Annotated in this window: 16 protein-coding genes; 6 read left to right on the plus strand and 10 right to left on the minus strand. The window is 35.3% G+C overall.

The features are described 5' to 3' along the window. The first annotated feature begins 201 nt into the window (after window positions 1-201). Window positions 202-588, plus strand: a complete 387-nt coding sequence (locus ACH2CJ_RS13665) for a DUF983 domain-containing protein (RefSeq protein ID WP_394993456.1) — start codon at window positions 202-204, stop codon at window positions 586-588. On the opposite strand, the gene ACH2CJ_RS13670 is transcribed toward ACH2CJ_RS13665, so the two are convergent. Both ACH2CJ_RS13670 and ACH2CJ_RS13675 read right to left on the minus strand, forming a co-directional pair. Further along, entirely contained in the window at window positions 581-994 is a 414-nt protein-coding gene (locus tag ACH2CJ_RS13670; protein WP_394993457.1) for a DUF2752 domain-containing protein, read from the minus strand. The genes ACH2CJ_RS13665 and ACH2CJ_RS13670 overlap by 8 nt on opposite strands. Beyond that, a complete protein-coding gene (locus ACH2CJ_RS13675) occupies window positions 995-1,477 on the minus strand; it encodes an RDD family protein (RefSeq protein ID WP_394993458.1) in 483 nt (160 codons plus the stop codon). It lies immediately after the preceding gene. Between the two features lie 172 nt (window positions 1,478-1,649). Between ACH2CJ_RS13675 and pseC the strand changes: the two genes are divergently transcribed. After that, entirely contained in the window at window positions 1,650-2,804 is a 1,155-nt protein-coding gene (gene pseC, locus ACH2CJ_RS13680) for a UDP-4-amino-4,6-dideoxy-N-acetyl-beta-L-altrosamine transaminase (RefSeq protein WP_394993459.1), read from the plus strand. A 45-nt stretch (window positions 2,805-2,849) separates the two neighbouring features. Here the strand turns inward: pseC and bshB1 are convergent, their stop codons facing one another. The 4 genes from bshB1 to ACH2CJ_RS13700 all read right to left on the minus strand — a co-directional run bounded on the left by bshB1 (window position 2,850) and on the right by ACH2CJ_RS13700 (window position 8,024). Next, window positions 2,850-3,569: a bacillithiol biosynthesis deacetylase BshB1 gene (gene bshB1, locus ACH2CJ_RS13685; RefSeq protein WP_394993460.1), complete on the minus strand. Its 720-nt coding sequence runs from the start codon at window positions 3,567-3,569 to the stop codon at window positions 2,850-2,852. A 270-nt stretch (window positions 3,570-3,839) separates the two neighbouring features. Next, window positions 3,840-4,964: a peptidoglycan DD-metalloendopeptidase family protein gene (locus tag ACH2CJ_RS13690; RefSeq protein ID WP_394993461.1), complete on the minus strand. Its 1,125-nt coding sequence runs from the start codon at window positions 4,962-4,964 to the stop codon at window positions 3,840-3,842. A 104-nt stretch (window positions 4,965-5,068) separates the two neighbouring features. Then, window positions 5,069-6,010 (minus strand): thioredoxin-disulfide reductase, encoded by a 942-nt coding sequence (trxB, locus tag ACH2CJ_RS13695; protein ID WP_394993462.1) that lies wholly within the window; start codon window positions 6,008-6,010, stop codon window positions 5,069-5,071. Between the two features lie 124 nt (window positions 6,011-6,134). Beyond that, on the minus strand, window positions 6,135-8,024 hold the full coding sequence (locus ACH2CJ_RS13700) for an OmpA family protein (protein WP_394993463.1): 1,890 nt from the start codon (window positions 8,022-8,024) through the stop codon (window positions 6,135-6,137). Between the two features lie 152 nt (window positions 8,025-8,176). On the opposite strand from ACH2CJ_RS13700, the gene hemJ reads away from it, so the two are divergent. The 4 genes from hemJ to ACH2CJ_RS13720 all read left to right on the plus strand — a co-directional run bounded on the left by hemJ (window position 8,177) and on the right by ACH2CJ_RS13720 (window position 11,772). Then, window positions 8,177-8,716 (plus strand): protoporphyrinogen oxidase HemJ, encoded by a 540-nt coding sequence (hemJ, locus tag ACH2CJ_RS13705; protein WP_394993465.1) that lies wholly within the window; start codon window positions 8,177-8,179, stop codon window positions 8,714-8,716. A 74-nt stretch (window positions 8,717-8,790) separates the two neighbouring features. Beyond that, on the plus strand, window positions 8,791-9,090 hold the full coding sequence (locus ACH2CJ_RS13710) for a hypothetical protein (RefSeq protein WP_394993466.1): 300 nt from the start codon (window positions 8,791-8,793) through the stop codon (window positions 9,088-9,090). Window positions 9,091-9,198: 108 nt separating this feature from the next. Next, a complete protein-coding gene (locus ACH2CJ_RS13715) occupies window positions 9,199-11,085 on the plus strand; it encodes an ABC-F family ATP-binding cassette domain-containing protein (protein ID WP_394993467.1) in 1,887 nt (628 codons plus the stop codon). A 48-nt stretch (window positions 11,086-11,133) separates the two neighbouring features. Further along, entirely contained in the window at window positions 11,134-11,772 is a 639-nt protein-coding gene (locus ACH2CJ_RS13720; protein ID WP_394993469.1) for a DedA family protein, read from the plus strand. Between the two features lie 159 nt (window positions 11,773-11,931). Here ACH2CJ_RS13720 and ACH2CJ_RS13725 read toward each other — a convergent pair whose 3' ends face one another. From ACH2CJ_RS13725 to ACH2CJ_RS13740, 4 genes are read right to left on the minus strand one after another with little or no spacing between them, the layout of a single operon-like run. Further along, a complete protein-coding gene (locus tag ACH2CJ_RS13725; RefSeq protein WP_394993470.1) occupies window positions 11,932-12,450 on the minus strand; it encodes a gamma carbonic anhydrase family protein in 519 nt (172 codons plus the stop codon). A 39-nt stretch (window positions 12,451-12,489) separates the two neighbouring features. Next, complete coding sequence (locus tag ACH2CJ_RS13730; RefSeq protein WP_394993472.1) at window positions 12,490-13,860, minus strand: DNRLRE domain-containing protein; 1,371 nt, start codon at window positions 13,858-13,860, stop codon at window positions 12,490-12,492. A gap of 34 nt (window positions 13,861-13,894) precedes the next feature. Then, window positions 13,895-16,267, minus strand: coding sequence for a PA14 domain-containing protein (locus tag ACH2CJ_RS13735; RefSeq protein ID WP_394993473.1), 2,373 nt, complete (start codon window positions 16,265-16,267; stop codon window positions 13,895-13,897). A 10-nt stretch (window positions 16,268-16,277) separates the two neighbouring features. Next, window positions 16,278-17,792, minus strand: coding sequence for a DUF1501 domain-containing protein (locus tag ACH2CJ_RS13740; RefSeq protein ID WP_394993475.1), 1,515 nt, complete (start codon window positions 17,790-17,792; stop codon window positions 16,278-16,280). Window positions 17,793-17,795: the final 3 nt, after the last annotated feature.

Genomic DNA, 17,795 nt, shown 5'->3' on the forward strand with positions numbered 1-17,795 from the left:
AACTTTTATCTTTTGTTAGCACTGTTCCAATGGCAATTGCCGAAATCGTTGTAAAACAAGAGCAAGGCTGGAGTTATTTGAAAGCTGGTTTATAATTGACATTTGAATTTATCAGACGGTGTACAACACAAAAATACTTATCGTATTAAAATCGCACCTTTACACTACAAAACTTCGTAATAGATAATATCTCTAAAAATTATGTTTGGAAAAGGCTCACGATTATATAGTATTGTTGCCATGAAATGCCCAAGATGCCACGAAGGAGATGTTTTCGAAACAAGAAATCCTTACAAAAAAATGTCGGCAATACATAAAATCTGTCCTCATTGTGGCTTACGTTATGAAAAAGAAATGGGTTTCTTTTTTGGTGCAATGTACGTAAGTTATATGCTCAACATTGCTTTATTTGTTACTTGCATAGTTGCATATTTTGTAGTTTTAGACCAATATATTGAAGGTTGGTTATTGATGACTATCTACGTTTCTATCACTGTTATTTTAATTCCAGTTTATTATCGTCTTTCACGTACCATTTGGCTCAATTTCTTTCAAAGTTATGATCCCGATAAGCGTGGAACTAAATAATAAATAATTTCGCAGATACGTTCCTGCATACAGTAAATATTGCCACAAAAATTACCAAAATAATAATAAACCTACGAGAGAATAAGAAGGATGGCATCAATTTTTTCTCGCCAATTTCTTCATAAAACTTTATTCCGACTAAAGGTAAGACTAAATAAATCAAAAGGTTATAATTAAAAGCCTTAATAAAATTGCCATGTAATAGTTCATGAAAAGCCCTTTGCCCCCCACAACCTGGGCAGTAAAGTCCAGTAGTTTTATAAAACAGGCATCGATAAAAGAAGGGTGTTTTAGAACCTCGCTCATCGGCAGGATTATAATAAAAATAATAAGCGGTAATAGCCAACGCTACTACCGCCAATAATAATTTATAATATGCAGCGTGTCGCCCGAAGGAATTTCTCATTTAGTCTGCACTTACAACTAACGATTTGCCAGCCATATCATGTAAATTTTGTTCTTGCTTATTGAACAAACACACCAATCCTAAAAGACCACAAGCACTTAATGTAATAATTTTTATAATGGTACGTACAAATGCCTCACTTGTAGTCAAAGCTTCTCCAGTTTCTTTTACCACTTTGATTTTCATTGCCATTTTACCTAATGTTCCTTGTTTAGATGACGCTGTCATTAACGAATCATAAATTAAAGGCCCGACCAAGGCAACCAAAAATATCCCTCCAATGCTTATACCTGCCAAAGCAGCAGTTGCGGCGGAAACTTCATCGCCCATTTCGCCTCCACTTTCGGCAGCTTTCATGCCCATTACCGTCATAAACCCACCAAAAGGAATAAAGGCAATCATCATCACTAAACATAATAAAATACCATCAATAATGTAGGCTATAAAGCGTTTACCAAAACCTGCAAGTTTTACATTTTCCATAAAATAATAGTTTAGGGTTTAGAATTGATTAAATACTTCTACAAGTAATAAAGTTTTTTAGACATTAACAAATAGTTCCAAAAAAATCATCTTTTCATTCATACCCAAGTTCCGTTGCTAATTCGTAACTTTGAGACAATTAATAGCATTAATAATAAACATTTGCTTCAAAATGAATCCTATCCCCTACGGAAAACAACACATTACTGAAGAAGATATTGCGGCAGTTATCGAAACGCTTCAATCTCCATTTTTGACTTCTGGACCAAAAGTAGCTGAATTTGAAGCAGCTTTTGCCGAATATATTGGCAGTAAATATGCCGTTGCAGTTGCCAACGGTACGGCAGCATTACATATTTCTTGCATGGCTTTAGGCGTAAATGCTGCTTCCAAAGTCATTACTGCTCCTATTACGTTTTCAGCTTCTGCCAATTGTGTGCGTTATTGTGGTGGAGAAGTACACTTTGCAGATATTGACTCTAACACCATTTTATTGGATATATACAAAGTTCGAATTTTACTTGAAAGTCATCCAAAGGGCACTTTTCAAGGCATTATTCCAATTGATTTTGCTGGTTATCCTGTTGATATGCAAGCATTTAGAAAATTAGCAGATGAATACGGGCTTTGGATTTTAGAAGATGCTTGCCATTCACCAGGAGGAAATTTTACTGATAATCAAGATATTATCCATAAATGCGGCGATTGTAGTTTGGCAGATTTAGCCATATTTTCTTTTCATCCTGTCAAACATATTGCCACTGGCGAAGGCGGAATGGTAACTACCAATGACGAGGTACTTTATAAAAAATTAAAACAATATCGCTCGCACGGAATGATTTATCAGGGTGACCCAGCTTTGAAAGAAAATCATGGTGGTTGGTACATGGAATTGCAAGAATTAGGGTATAATTACAGAATGCCTGATGTACTTTGTAATTTAGGCATTTCGCAATTAAAGCGTGCTGATGAAGGTTTCAAAAAACGCCAATTCATTGCCAAACGCTACGATAAAGCTTTTGCGAATACCAAAGTAAAAACGATAATTCCTGATACCAATTTTAGTCATGCTTATCATCTTTACGTTATTCAAATCGAAAATCGTAAAGGTCTATATGATTATTTACGCTCAAAAAATATTTTTGTACAAGTTCACTATGTTCCAGTACATTTGATGCCTTATTATAAGCAATTTGGGTGGAAAAAAGGAGATTTTCCTAATGCGGAAAACTATTACGAACATTGTTTGAGTATTCCGATGTATCCAACTTTGACCAACGAAGAACAAGAATTTGTTATCAAAGAGATTTTGAGTTTTGTGGGATAAAACAAATGTGCCACAGCATATTAGATGTGGCACATTTTCTAAAAACTAAATCAAATCAAAAAAATCATTGATACCAATCATCTTAGTTTTGGTATAACCCTCACCAAAACTGACTCCGATTTTATGTCCCATTTCTTGTGAACGAGCTTTTAGAAACTCTAAAAACACAGGACTTGTCAAATATGATTCTGGTTCGGTGCTATTTGCATCAAAAAACTGACTTGTGTAGGCACGAATCGAGGCTTCTTTTAAATCCCAATGTTTAGAAATATCAACTACTAAATCAGGCTTGATATAAACATCTTGTATGTAATGATATAATACTTTTGGTCGCCAAGCAACTTGCGGTGTTCCATCAGAATCGAAAGTTTGAATCATGCGTAAACCTGACAAAAAACAAGCATCAACTGCTAATGCAGCACCTTTTCCGTGGTCTGGGTGTCGGTCTTCAATGGCATTTGCCAACACAATTTCTGGTTGATAACGGCGAATGGCAGCAATCAATTTCATTTGATGTTCTTCATCATTTCTAAAGAAACCATCTCTAAAACCCAAATTTTCTCTGGCTGAAATTTTTAAGATTTTTGATGCAGCAGCAGCCTCTAAAGCTCTAATTTGTGGTGTTCCACGTGTACCTAATTCTCCTCTTGTAAAATCTACAATTCCCACTTTTCTACCTTTTTCGATGGCAGAGGCAATTGTACCACCACACGACATTTCAGCATCATCGGGGTGAGCAGCCATTATGAGTATATCTAATTTCATTAAGAGGTTGTTTAAGTTTTTTTTGCTGGTAAAAAATGATATATTTTTGACTTAATCAAGGTTGAAAAAGTGAAATTTTGCGAGCAAAATGAGTCTTTTTTAAACGAAGAGTATGTTAAAAAGGTGTATTTTAAGCCCAAATCAAAAAACTTAAACAACCTCTAATACGATATTCTAAAAAGTTTTACTTGAAATGAATCTTCAATATATAAAAAAAAAAGCGACGTAAATAGTTTCACGTCGCTTAAAATATTATTTTAGAAAATCAAGTTATCTTATTCTCAAACGATAACCTGCTCTCAGTCGAGTATAAGATTTAATATGATTGAGTTTGCAAAGTTCAGCAACTGTTGTATTTTTCTTTGACGCTATTTCAGAAAGGGAACTTCCTGAAGCTACACGAATCCAAATTTTTCTATTAACTTTTACTGGCTCATCAAATTCAAAATCACCTTTATTTGCACCTCCCCTCAAATAATCATACACACGAGAGGTCATTAAAAACTCTTGCGAAGTAATATTGATTTGCGAAGGGCTAAAATTAAAGATATTTTTTGGATCAAATGGATTACCCTCATAACGAGTTTCAAAATGAAGGTGTGGACCTGAACTACGGCCTGTGCTTCCGCCTTTACCAATTTCATCTCCTGCTTTTACAATGGTATTTGCCTCAAAATTTATTTTGGATAAGTGCCCATAAAGTGTTTCCAAACCATTATAATGTCTGATAACAACGCAACGGCCATACGCACCTTGTACACGTGCCAATCGAATAATGCCATCGAAAGCAGCATAAACAGGGTCGCCAGTTTCGAGATCAAGGTCTTGGCCTGTGTGCCAGCGTTTCCATCTCCAACCAAAAGGTGAATTTGTTACGCCTTTACTTAGAGGTCCAGCCCAATATCTTCCTTGAGAAATATCGTATAGTTGAATCGGCACAACATCGTCATATTCTTTAGCATCAATGCCATAAGGGTCAACAGTGTCGGTGTCCCAAACAGAGAAGTAGCTGGCAATTTTCACCATATCTTCACTTCCTTGAAACTGGGCTTCATCTTCTATTTCAACAATCTGAATTTGTCCTTCGTCAATAGTTGAAGTATCTTCATGCACGGCAGTATTAAGCTCTTTGATAGGCTCTATTTTGGGTGCAGGAAGCGATTCATTTACTTTTGGAGCTTCAAATTCATTGACAAACCTTAACTTTGGTTCTTCTTCAAAACTAAATTCGTCATCTTCTTTTGAAGCTTTATTAAAGTTTTTGTCTTTAGATTTTGAATCTTTCTGATTTGATGGAATATTTGGTTTATTCAACCTAATTCCTCTTTCTCTTTGGGCAAAAATTGCTCCTGAAATAGAGACTATAAAGAAAATTGATAATATAATCTTTTTCATGCTTCAATTAATTGGGGTTTACAGCACGTAAAATATTACTGAAAATTGTGTCAAAATTGATTTTAATGTACACAATCCGTAACAATTTTAGGAATTTTATTCGATTAATGCAAGTCTTTTCCAGCTAAATATCGCTCTGCATCAAGGGCTGCCATGCAACCCGAACCCGCGGCTGTTACAGCCTGACGGTAAATTTTGTCTTGTGCATCGCCACAAGCAAACACGCCTTCGATATTGGTTCGACTGCTTCCTTTTTCGGTTTCAAGGTAGCCAGCTTCGTCCATTGTCAGATAACCATCAAATATTTGAGTATTGGGTTGATGTCCGATTGCAACAAAAAACCCTGTTACGTCAATAATTTTTTCTTCTTTACTAATTGTATTTCTAATTTTTGCTCCTATTACACCATCTTCGCCCAAAACTTCAACGGTTTCGGTATTGAAAAGAATCTCAATATTTGACGTAGCTTTTACACGTTGTTGCATAATCAAAGACGCTCGAAACTCATCTCTTCGCACCAACATAAATACTTTTTTACAAAGTTTCGATAAATAATGTGCCTCTTCACAAGCAGTATCACCTGCTCCTACGATAGCCACATCTTGCCCTCTAAAGAAAAATCCATCGCATACTGCACAAGCCGAAACTCCATAGCCGTTCAAACGTTGCTCCGACTCCAAACCAAGCCATTTTGCCGAAGCACCAGTAGCTATAACAACAGTTGAAGCAGTAATTTCGTGTGAACCATCAATAATTACTTTATGTGCCATTGGTATTGAAAAATCTACTTTTGTTGCCATTCCGTATCGATTATCTAAGCCAAAACGCTCGGCTTGCTTTCTGAAATCTTCCATCATTTCGGGTCCTTGTATGCCTTCTGGATATCCAGGATAATTTTCAACGTCGGTTGTAATGGTGAGTTGTCCGCCTGGCTGACCGCCTTGATACATTAATGGTTTTAGTCCTGCTCTTGCTGCATAAATTGCAGCTGTATAACCTGCCGGCCCTGAACCCAAAATCAATACTTCTGCTTTTTCTTGTGTCATAATCTACTTTGCTTTTAGCTTTTTTGCTTTCAGCATTTTACATTTATAGTGATTCTAAAACTATTTCAATAAGAACACTTTTTTGAAGGTGCAAAGTTCGTCAAAAAAGCCGTAATAGGCAAGTTTACAAAATCTTCATTTCGATTCGGCGATTGATTTGTCGATTTTCTTCCGAATCATTTGGCAACATTGGCTTGCTCGAACCATAACCAATCGACCTGATATTCAGCACATTAGTACCGTTATTTAATAAATAATTTACTACCGCTAAGGCTCTTTTTTCAGATAATATCTGATTTTCAGAATCTTTACCAACGTTATCTGTATGTCCTGATATTTCGACTTTTAGGGTTGGATTTTGCTTCAACAGTTTTTGTAATTTGTCTAATTCAGCAAAAGATTCTGAGCGTAAATCGAATTTTCCAGAGTCAAAAAAAATATTGTTTAATACTTCTTTTACATCTTTTCTGATTGGCTCTAAAAGTACATTGATTGTTTTTCCTCCTGCATCAGTTTTTTCAGAAAAATCGAAAGTCAGGCTTTTAAAAAAATAATTATTCTTACTAACAAAAAGTCCATATTGGCTACCGTTTGGCAAAACAGCGGTATATTCTCCTGACAAAGAATCAGATTTTATTTTTTGCAAAGCGACGGTCGCTCCTGCTTGGTTGGTTTTCAAATCAACTAATTCAATTTCTGCTGAAATATTTTTCTTTGTTTGGGCATCTCGCACAATTCCTTTCACAACATTTACCCTTATAATTTTATCAGAAAGTTCCTTCGGAATATCAAATTGAAATAGTTTTACTGACGATTTTATATCTGAAGAATAATAGCCTTTTTTCCCATCAGATGTAATAAAAAGTGCAACTTGGTCTTCGTAAGTATTGATTGGGTAACCCAAATTTTCAGGTTTTGTATAAATACCTGATTTTTGCTCAGTCATGAATAAATCTAATCCTCCCATGCCTATCAAACCATCAGAAGCGAAGAAAAGTGTATGCCCATTTGCATGGATAAATGGCGAAATTTCATCATTTAAAGTATTGATTGTATTTCCTAAGTTTGTTGCTTTAGTCCAATTTTCATTTTCCCCTAACTCGCTCATCCACAAATCTTTACGACCATATCCTTTGGGTCGTTCGGATGAAAAGTATAAGATTCTGCCATCATTAGAAAGGCTTGGTTGTGCATCCCAAAATGGAGAATTAATTTTTTCTCCTAAATTTTGTGGTGTACTCCACTCCTCTCCCACTTTCTTGGAAATGTACAAGTCGCAACTTCCAAAAGTATCTTTGCCATCGCAACTCGTAAACACTAAAGTATGCCCATCGGCCGAAATACTGCAAGTACCTTCGTTATATGGTGAATTGATTTTTGAAGAAATGCTCTTAGGTTCAGTCCAATTGCCCTCTTTTAGTTGTGAAGTATATAAATTTTCATCGCCATCATCAGAACGAGCCGTAAAAATAAGCGTTTCATTATCGGCGGTTAAAACAGGGAAATATTGTTTGTTTTTGAAATTAATAGTGTTTCCCATTTCTACCGAACTAAAATTCATTGACTTTTTTTGAGCTTCTATTCCAAAACTGCATTGCTCAATTTGCTTAGTCAATTGCTTAACTATCGGACTATTGGGTGAAGAGTTTTTTAATGAAAACGATAAATATTGTTTTGCTTTTTCGTAGTTCCCAACTCGCATTAACCGTGTTCCGATATAGGTATAGGCTTGCGTAAACGTCAATTCGTTAGGCTTTAGTTCAATAGCTTTACCATAAAATTTCAAGGCATTTTCTTGATTTCGAGTTGATTCATAGAATTGCCCCAACTTAAAAAAAGCATCAGAATAAGTCGAATCGGTTTTGATTGCTTTGAAAAAATTTTCATTTGCCTCGGCAGATTTACGTTCAGCAAGATTTTTAAGGGCTTTATCGTAAAAATCCTTTGCTTTTGGGTTTTGAGCGAAAATATTGATAGATAAAAAAAAGAATAGAACAATAAATATTCTTTGCATAATTTTTAGTTTAGAAAATTTATTTTAAAACGTTCAACATCAATTCTTTGTTATCTTTGCAAGTAAATAAAAAAGTTCTGAATTTAGAAGAATAATCTGTTCAGAACTTGGTACTCTAAACCCAGCGGCAATACTCGCTCAGAACTCTTAAAATGCTCCATTTATATCTAAAATCACTCCATATTATTGGCTTTGTAGCATGGTTTGCAGGCTTATTTTATTTAGTCAGAATGTTCGTTTATCATGCTGAAGCTGCCGATAAACCTGAGTCAATTAAAGAAGATTGGAAAAAACAATATACTGCTATGCAATGGCGAGTGTATAAAATTATTTGTAATCCTGCAATGATGCTTACTTGGACTTGCGGAATTTTGATGCTAATTAATTCTCCCTACTTTTTAGAACAGGGCTGGTTACAAGTAAAATTGGTTTTTTTGGTACTTTTAACAGTCTATCATGTTTATTGCAAAGGTATTATTGCCAAACAAGAAAGCGGTAAAACAACCTTTACATCTTTTCAGTTTCGCTTACTGAATGAGCTTCCAACCTTATTTTTGGCAATAATTGTACTTTTGGCTGTTGTGAAAGATCTACTAAATTTTGTTTATTTGTTTTTGGGAATAATCGCTTTTGGTGTAACGCTATTTCTATCGGCAAGAGCTTATCGCAAGTATCGAGAAAGTAAAATTTAATCTAATGTAATGTAATGTAATGTAATGTAATGTAATGTAATGTAATGTAATGTAATGTAATGTAAGTCTCAACTATGACCTCAGAAAATTTCAAAAAAACACTTTTAGAATCTACTCTCCCAAAAAGTCTTCCAATTTTACTTCAAGCTCTTTGGCATGATGCAAAAGGAAACTGGGAAGCTGCTCATAATGTTGCCCAAACCAAAGAAGGCACGCTTGCCTACGACCAACTACACGCCTATTTGCACCGAAAAGAAGGCGACCGATTTAATGCTAATTATTGGTACCAGCGTTGTGGAGAAAATATGCCAAAAATCTCATTGGAAGAAGAGTGGGAGATTTTAGTTCAACGTTTTTCCGAAAAAAAGGCGTAATTTTGTAAGAAGAATAGTAGATGGCCGATTGTCAAAAGTCCATCTCTTTCAAAAATATAACAATAAACTGTCGTCAGTCGTCTATCGACCACCGACTAATAAAACTACATGAACTACTTATCCGCAGAAAATATTGGTCGAAATTTGGGCGAACGTTGGCTTTTTCAAAAACTCACATTTGGCATCTTACAAGGAGAAAAAGTAGCTTTAATTGGCTCAAATGGTTCGGGAAAGTCATCAATGCTCGACATGATTACAGGCAATGCTGACATAGACGCTGGCGAAATTAGTATAAGAAAAGACATTCGATATGGTTATCTTGGTCAAAATCCTGATTTACCCGAAGAACGGACTGTCTTAGAAACAATTTTTGCTTCTGAAAATTCGCTTACAATGGCAATTAAGGAATATGAACTTGCTATGAATTCGGGCGATGATTACCGTATTTCTGATGCCATCGAAAGAGTTGATACACTCAAAGCGTGGGATTATGAAGTTACAGTAAAGCAAATTTTGGCAAAATTGGGTATCGAAGATTTTGATAAATTGATAAAAAACCTTTCTGGTGGACAGAAAAAACGGGTTGCTCTTGCTCAAGTACTAATTGAAGAACCTGATTTTCTGATTCTTGATGAACCTACCAACCATCTTGACCTTGATACAATCGAGTGGCTCGAAGGATATCTTTCTGCTTCAAACATAACGCTTTTGTTGGTAACTCACGACCGTTATTTCTTGGATAAAGCCTGTAACCGAATATTGGAATTGGCTGATAGTAAGGTATTTAAGTACGCAGGAAACTATGCTTATTACTTAGAAAAAAAAGAAGAACAAGAAGCAGTAAATGCAGCAACTCAGAAAAATTACCGCAATCTTTTACGAAAAGAATTAGAGTGGATGCGTCGCCAGCCAAAGGCTCGTGGTACAAAATCTCAAAGTAGAGTTGATGCTTTTTATGATTTGAAAGAAAAAGCTGCTAAAAAAGGTCCAGACGATAAACTCGAATTGAGTATGAAAATGGAGCGAATGGGTAGCAAAATTATTGAGATTCAACACGTTAGCAAGTCGTATGATGGAAAAAAAATTATTTCAGAATTCGACTATACTTTCAAAAGAGGCGATAGAATCGGAATTGTGGGTAAAAACGGCATGGGAAAAAGCACCTTGCTCGAATTAATCACTGAAAAAATTAAGCCCGACATAGGACGAGTTGTGAAAGGTGATACAATTAAAATTGGATATTATTCGCAAGGTGGCTTAGATTTTGACGATAATCAACGAGTAATTGAGGTTGTGAGAGATATTGCCGAATATGTAAAGATGGCAGACGGAACTGAAATGTCAATCACCAATTTCTTGACGCTTTTCCTTTTTCCACCTGCCATGCAATATAGTTTTGTTAAGAAACTAAGCGGTGGCGAAAAACGACGTTTACAGTTATTGAAGATTTTAGTGCAAAACCCTAATTTCTTGATACTTGATGAGCCAACCAACGACTTGGATATTTCGACATTGAATGTGCTGGAAGATTTCTTGTTGAATTTTGGTGGTTGTTTACTTGTCGTTTCTCACGATAGATACTTTATGGATAAATTAGTTGACCATCTTTTTGTATTTGAAGGAAATGGCTACATCAGAGATTATCCAGGAAATTATACAGATTATCGAATATGGAGAGAAGAAAACGAGGCCGAAATATTATCACAAGTCAATAATAAAGCCTTGGTGAAAGAAACCGTAGCGGCAATTCCCCAACCATTACCACAAATTGTAGAAAACAAGAGAAAGTTTTCTTTTAAAGAGCAAAAAGAATATGAAGGATTAGCGGCAGATATTGAAAAATTAGAGAAAAACAAAGCTATTTTGGTTGAAAAAATGAATTCGGGCAATGCTTCGCATGAAGAATTGGCAGCTTGGTCTAAAGAATTTGAAATGATAGGAGCTCAAATTTCCGAAAAAGAATTACGTTGGTTAGAATTAGCTGAGTTTGTATAATCAATGTATTTGACGTATTTTGCAAAAAGCTATTAATAAAAACAATCAATGGAAACTTTAAAAGATTGGTTTCAGTATTTAATGGATTCGGAAGAACTTATCCGTACAGGTGGACTGATTACGATTACGCTCATTATTTTTATCGAAAATGGAATTTTCTTTGGTTTTTTTCTTCCTGGCGATTATCTTCTTTTTCTTTCTGGGGTTTTTTGTGGCACAAAATTACTTGATGTTCCACTATCCCTTTTGATGATTTGCATATTTTTGGCTGCGGTACTTGGCTCACTTTTGGGTTATATTACTGGCAGGTATTTTGGTGATGGTATTCAGAATAGGCCAGATTCGTTGTTTTTCAAAAAGAAATATATTGAAAATACACACAAATATTTTGAAAAATACGGCAGTCAAACACTCATTATTGCTCGTTTTTTGCCTGTTATTCGTACTTTTTCACCTATTTTGGCGGGAATTGTAAACATGAAGTTTTATAAGTTTATGATATTCAATATTTTAGGAGCAGCCATTTGGACCGTTGTTTTGGTTGGTGGTGGGTTCTATTTTGGCGAAAAATTCCCGTGGATTGTAGATTATGTACAATACATTATCATTTTCTTTTTGGCAATAACCACCTTGACAGTTATTCGGGGTTATTTAAATGCTAAGAAAGAAATGAGTGAGGAGAATTGATATTTTTGCTAATATATTGTAAACTTCTGAAACAAGTTAATAGACGTTTTATGGATGATTTCAGAGAGAGACAAATAAACGAAATCAAGTTTTTATCTGTCAGAGATTTACGGACTTTTAGAAACAATTTCAAATTAAATACTTCTAATTAGCCATCAACTACACATTTTCCTTAAACCATCCTGCATACATTACATAATTATTGGCAGTTCGCATGAAAACTTCGCCTAATTCTGGGCTTACATTTTTCAAGAATTTTCCTGGATTTCCTGCATAAATGCTATTTGGTGGCACGATTGTATTTTGTGTAATAATTGCTCCTGCCGCAATGATTGAGCCTGTGCCAATCACAGCTCCATCCATAATAATAGCTCCCATTCCTACCAAAACTTGGTCTTCAATTTTGCAGCCATGCACAACGGCATTGTGGGCAATACTGACATTATTTCCAATGATAGTTTTTGATTTTTGGTATGTACAATGAATCACTGCTCCATCTTGAATATTTACACGATCCCCCAAGATTATCGAATTTACATCACCACGCACTACGGCATTGAACCAAATCGTACAGTCGTTTCCCATCGTCACATCGCCTACGATAGTTGCATTGGGTGCAAACCAACAATTTTCGCCATGTTGGGGCATTATTCCCTTAACTGGTAATAGTAAAGCCATAGTTTTTTATTAATGAATTATTGATTGTATATGCGAAACTCAATTATTGCAACCACCTATTTTTGCCTCAAAAACGGCTCCTGAATTTACAAAAAAAAGGTTTTCCAAAACTATTGATTTTTCAGAATTCAGTTTAATATTTTGATTGGCAGAAATGCTTCCTGTTGACTTTAATTGCCCAATACTTTGGTAAGTTGCCTCAATTAATGTACCTGACAAAGTAAGCAATGCAGGACAAATTTCATTTTTATAACTCGGTGTTTCTTTCTGCACTAACCAAGAAGTTGAGTTGGTATCTTTTCCTGAAAGAAAGTTTCCAGTTGGATTAAGAGAATAGGTGTTTACCATAATATTAGCTGGTAGAAATGCCGTAGCATTATCCCAAACTTGAGCAGTTACCGCAGCTGTCGCTTTTGATTGATTCTCAGCACCATATTGTACATAATCTTTCATAATTGCCGCATTATCAGTCGGATTTTTATTAAATAGAGCTATTTCACCAGTATTTTGTCCAAGATTTGTCCAACTGACAACTACATATTTTCCAGCATTTAGCACCAAATTACCATTTAAAACCATTACATTTCCTCCATTAATATTATCAGATAAAGCACCATTAGTTAGCCAATAATTCGCCAAATTAATAGTATTAACTGAAGGATTATAAAACTCTATCCACTTTTTTGAAGGATTTACTTCATTGATAAGAATTTTATCTTCGATAGGAAGTGAATAAGTAATAGTGAGTGTTGGTTTTGGAAATATAGTTTCTTCACGAGAAGAAAATCTTTTAGCGGAGCCAATTGTACTTTCTTCACCAATTATTATCCACCCAAAATTTGTTGAAGGTGAACTTATCCAATTTGTTATATCATTCGTCATTAAATTACTCGACCAAATACCAAATTCTAAGTCTACTGATCCATATTTTACAAAAGCACTTGCTGATGGATTTGACATATAATCGCCTCCAGCACTAATCCAATTAGAATAATTATAAAATGAATGTAACCAGGTTGCGTCGTTAATTTGGGCGGGAGACCCTTTACCCAACCCTATTGAAGCACCCTCTCCCCAATTATTTATAACTTTATGTATAGAAAAATTGTGAGAATCTGTTGTGGAATTGGCTGAGTTTGTTACTGCAATTTGCAAGGTTGCACTTTCAATTTGAGCATTAGCTGGAAGAGATGTAATATTAAATTTTACTAATGCTCTTCTTATTTCAGTGCCTGCTGTGCCTTGTGTTCTTCCTGAAAAAAGATTAGTTCCTGCTCCATTACTGTTATTAATGTTTTCTGAAAAAATAGAATTATCTTTTTCAGGAAAAAAATCAACAGTAAAAGTTTGGGAAATACTATTTAAAGGAAGTAGCCCAAAGCAAATAATAAATAACAGTAAATTTTTCATTAAGTTTGTTCTTATGAGTTGCGAATACTTAATATTACTCAACCAAAACCTGCTCTCTCAATACTTTTCCATCAACATTAAGTTCAACCCAATAGGTGCCTTTAGCTAATTTATTGATTGGCAAAAGTTTGGTTTGTGTTCCAATATTCTCAAAATAATAATCAATAATTGTTACAATTATTTTTTCATTTTGGTCTTTCAAATACAATTTTACGTAGGCAGGTTTGCTAAGTTTAAATATAATCTCTTTTATTTTATCTGATTGAGTATTTATTGCATCCAAAGAAGTAGAATCACTCATTTTACCATTTGCTTTATTATTTGCATTGAATGTAGCTTGCAAACAATCTGCTATATTTGCCATAAAAATAGCATCATTTTTAACTTCAAAGCCTGGCAACAAAACAATGCTATTTCCTGCCGTGAAGCTAATATCCTTTGTTATTGGCACTAAACTTTCTGCTTCTATTCTCTTTTTTGCTTTAAATGCTCCATCAGCTAATGATATTTTTCCTAATTTCAGGGTATCGCTTGCACAATTTATATCAATACCTTTGCAGTTACAATTGGCATCAAATTTATCGTATGAAGTTAGGGGATCTTTGTCATCACATGGTGTTCCGCTTGGGTTACAAAGGCTAGCATCAAAAGTAATTTTACTAAAACCAGAGCAGCCAGCACCCCAATTATCAAGAGCAGAAATGAGTATATATCGAGCTTTTACATCATTAAAATTGGGGCCCGAAAAACCCGAATAATCGGCAATTCCAGGAGCTTGCTGCCAAAAATAACTTGTACCTAATGTTTGCCAAGTAGTGCCATCTAAAGAATAATCAACGTAAACATTTTTAAACCCTCTATCTGTTTCGCCCTCAACATTATAATTCCAAACTCGCGAACCATTAAATCTATATCTATCTGTAAAGTCATAAAGAATCCAATTCGGATTACTTGCTCTTGCGGTATTTGGGTTTGGATTTGTATTGGAACACGAAACCCAAGAAGACTCCCTCAAAGATGTAACATTATCGGTAGGGCTGCATGCATCGTAAGCTTTATACCTTGCCGCCGCATCATCACAATCGGGACCAGAGCAGGGAGTACCTACACACTCGCATTGTCCATTAATTTTGTCATTGTTTGTAAATGGGTTTCCATCATCACAAATGGTATTTTGAGCAATACAAGAAATTTCGCATTTATAGTCAAATAAATAGAAATTGGGCACCCGTTTCCAATCTTTTATTTCATGAAACGGGGTTTTCCAGAATAAATTAAAATAGTCACGTGATGAATTTTCTTTATGACGAAACTCAAAATAATAATACTTTCCTTTTTCCATGAAAAGAGGTGAAATATTTTGTAACACTGAGTTTTTGTGGTCAGTGTCATCTACACCATAAATAACTACAGCTTGATGATATTGCTTATATTCTATAGAGTCATTTTTGCTAAGAAAAAAGAAAGTTTGATTATCGCCAGTAATATTGAATTCATATATTCCCGATACGGGTACGGTTAAAAAACCTTGAACCAAAGTACCATAGTTGTCTTTAGTTTGAGGCACTAAAGGGCCGTATGCTCCCGTGAGTTTTTCTCTTCTGTCAGGTAACAATGGAAACTTTGGAGCATTAATTAAGTCATTTTCAACATAATTTCCTGTAATATTGTCATAATAATAGGCTTCGGTTAGTCCCTTTGTGCCAACACAAGCATTAGTTGTTGGATAAGTGCCTACGCAGTTGCAAAAACCATCTTGTTGATCATTGGTTGTTTGTGCATTTCCGTCGTTGCAAGTAGTACCTCTGACTGGGCAAGCTTGTCCGCAAGCATATTCATAGATATAATTAAAATCAACTATTGACCAAACTATGGGTGTTTGAGAGGTTTTTCTCCACTGTAAATTCACGAAATCCCCCCCTGTTCCTTCAAAATCTTTCAATTCAAAGTAATAATATTGTCCCCCAACCAACTGAATAGTTTGTGAAGTTTGACCAGGTTCTTTGTTATATTCTGTTTGGGCGGTATAAGTAAGCACTTCAGCACGTTTTACCTTGTTGGCAGGAAATTGTGTCGTACTCAAAAGAAAAACAACTTTATCATCGCCAGTAACATTAAATATGTAATTGTCTGTTACAGGAACTTTGATAAAACCTCTTATCATTGAAGCAAAATTATCGGCATAATTTACAGGACTTTTCAATGAGCCTAACATTTGGTAACCATCTGGCACACTTGGAAAAAACTCTAATGCGTGTAAATCGGTACTATCTGGTGTGGTTGGAAACCCTGCCCAATAGCTCCATTTTACTTGCCCCGCTGTGCCTATGCAACTTTGGGCAATGGTATAATTGCTTATTAGTAAAAAACCTAACAAACAAGAAAGGGAAGATATAGTTGTTTTCACGAGTGTAATTTTAATAGGTTAAGCATGACTGGGGTTTATCAATAGTTGAAATGGCTGTCCCATTGAAATTCATAAATCCTACAGGGTAATTATTGGGTGAGTAAGTGTAGAAATTACTTAAATTTGGCAAAACATAGCACAAATCATACGGACTAACACCATACCACAATGCTAATTCGGCATACATCTCATCTGTAGAAATAGAGGGGATAAAATTTCCTCTAAATGAAATATTTTGTGGGTTTGTGGTTACGTTCATTTTTGGGAAAGTACCAAAAACCTTACCTCCATTAACTGCACCGCCCATTACCATCGTATTTCCACCCCAAGCATGGTCGGCACCTAAGCCATTGGAAGTAATTGTTCTCGCAAAATCTGAAATTGTAAAAGTTGTCACGTTTTCTGCAATACCCAATTCAACTGTGGTATCATAAAAAGCTTTCATTGCTTGGCTTACCACTGTTAGTTGATTATTCATGCCCGTTACAAGATTATCGTGCATATCCCAACCACCGTAGTTTACAAAGAAGATTTGTCGTTTAGCCCCTAATGGACTTCTTACGCTCATCACTTTGGCAACTGCCAATAAATCTTTTGCTAATGTTGTATTAGGAATTGTTGTCGAAATACTGGGCACTCTTTTAAGGGCTTCTTTAAAAATACCAAAAGAATCAATAGATTTTTTGGCAGTAGAACTATACGTTTTTTCAAGAAGATTAGCATATACTTTAGAAACTAAGCTGTCGACTGCTGTATTTCTTAGGTCTGTCAGCAAACCCGAATTTCCCCAATACGTTGGAAGGGGTGTAATACCCACATTAGTAGGATCGACATTATTACTGATAGCATATTCGGCTATAGTTTGCCCTCTTTGAAAAGTATTCTTACCATTCAAAGAGATATTCATCGAAATTTCTTGGGTGCTATTGGCAGCATTCAACAAATCTGCTATTCTTCCTCCTACACCCAAAGCATTTCTACTTTGTGGCACTGAAGTTTGCCATTGCATTACTTGGTCGGAATGTGAAAAAATGCCTAAAGGAAGTTTTTTCAGTCCACTTTGATACTCGGTTTTATTCATCACTGGCTCTACCAATGTGCCTATATTCGACATAAAAGCCAATTTCCCAGTATTAAACAATTGACTAATCCCTTGCATAGAAGGATGTACTCCAAAAGAGCCATAATTACAGGGCAAGCCTCTAAAACCTGTACATTGAGGATTGTTAAGTTGCCAAAGGTTTGCATTTGAAGGTATTGCAAGGTCTGACCTAACGCTTTTATACTCATTAAAACCATTATCTCCACCAACGGTAGTACCGTAAGGAATAAGTGTATTGTAAGAATCCATTCCACCCGAAAATAATATACAAACCAATGCTTTGTAATCTTCATTACTTTTAGGACTTGATAAATTTCCGCTCATCGCTCCATTAACCGCACCCAAACTTGTCAAGGTACTCAATAAGGTAGTTGAACCCATGGCAGCACAACCCGTTTGCTTGATAAAATCTCTTCTATTCATGGC

Source organism: Emticicia sp. (genome assembly GCF_043780375.1).
GTDB lineage: Bacteria > Bacteroidota > Bacteroidia > Cytophagales > Spirosomataceae > Emticicia.

Excerpts from the sequence above, each read along its gene's own strand:
- ACH2CJ_RS13665 (WP_394993456.1), top strand. The coding sequence starts at position 202 with ATGTTTGGAAAAGGCTCACGATTATATAGTATTGTTGCCATGAAATGC.
- ACH2CJ_RS13670 (WP_394993457.1), bottom strand. The coding sequence starts at position 994 with ATGAGAAATTCCTTCGGGCGACACGCTGCATATTATAAATTATTATTG.
- ACH2CJ_RS13675 (WP_394993458.1), bottom strand. The coding sequence starts at position 1,477 with ATGGAAAATGTAAAACTTGCAGGTTTTGGTAAACGCTTTATAGCCTAC.
- pseC (WP_394993459.1), top strand. The coding sequence starts at position 1,650 with ATGAATCCTATCCCCTACGGAAAACAACACATTACTGAAGAAGATATT.
- bshB1 (WP_394993460.1), bottom strand. The coding sequence starts at position 3,569 with ATGAAATTAGATATACTCATAATGGCTGCTCACCCCGATGATGCTGAA.
- ACH2CJ_RS13690 (WP_394993461.1), bottom strand. The coding sequence starts at position 4,964 with ATGAAAAAGATTATATTATCAATTTTCTTTATAGTCTCTATTTCAGGA.
- trxB (WP_394993462.1), bottom strand. The coding sequence starts at position 6,010 with ATGACACAAGAAAAAGCAGAAGTATTGATTTTGGGTTCAGGGCCGGCA.
- ACH2CJ_RS13700 (WP_394993463.1), bottom strand. The coding sequence starts at position 8,024 with ATGCAAAGAATATTTATTGTTCTATTCTTTTTTTTATCTATCAATATT.
- hemJ (WP_394993465.1), top strand. The coding sequence starts at position 8,177 with ATGCTCCATTTATATCTAAAATCACTCCATATTATTGGCTTTGTAGCA.
- ACH2CJ_RS13710 (WP_394993466.1), top strand. The coding sequence starts at position 8,791 with ATGACCTCAGAAAATTTCAAAAAAACACTTTTAGAATCTACTCTCCCA.
- ACH2CJ_RS13715 (WP_394993467.1), top strand. The coding sequence starts at position 9,199 with ATGAACTACTTATCCGCAGAAAATATTGGTCGAAATTTGGGCGAACGT.
- ACH2CJ_RS13720 (WP_394993469.1), top strand. The coding sequence starts at position 11,134 with ATGGAAACTTTAAAAGATTGGTTTCAGTATTTAATGGATTCGGAAGAA.
- ACH2CJ_RS13725 (WP_394993470.1), bottom strand. The coding sequence starts at position 12,450 with ATGGCTTTACTATTACCAGTTAAGGGAATAATGCCCCAACATGGCGAA.
- ACH2CJ_RS13730 (WP_394993472.1), bottom strand. The coding sequence starts at position 13,860 with ATGAAAAATTTACTGTTATTTATTATTTGCTTTGGGCTACTTCCTTTA.
- ACH2CJ_RS13740 (WP_394993475.1), bottom strand. The coding sequence starts at position 17,792 with ATGAATAGAAGAGATTTTATCAAGCAAACGGGTTGTGCTGCCATGGGT.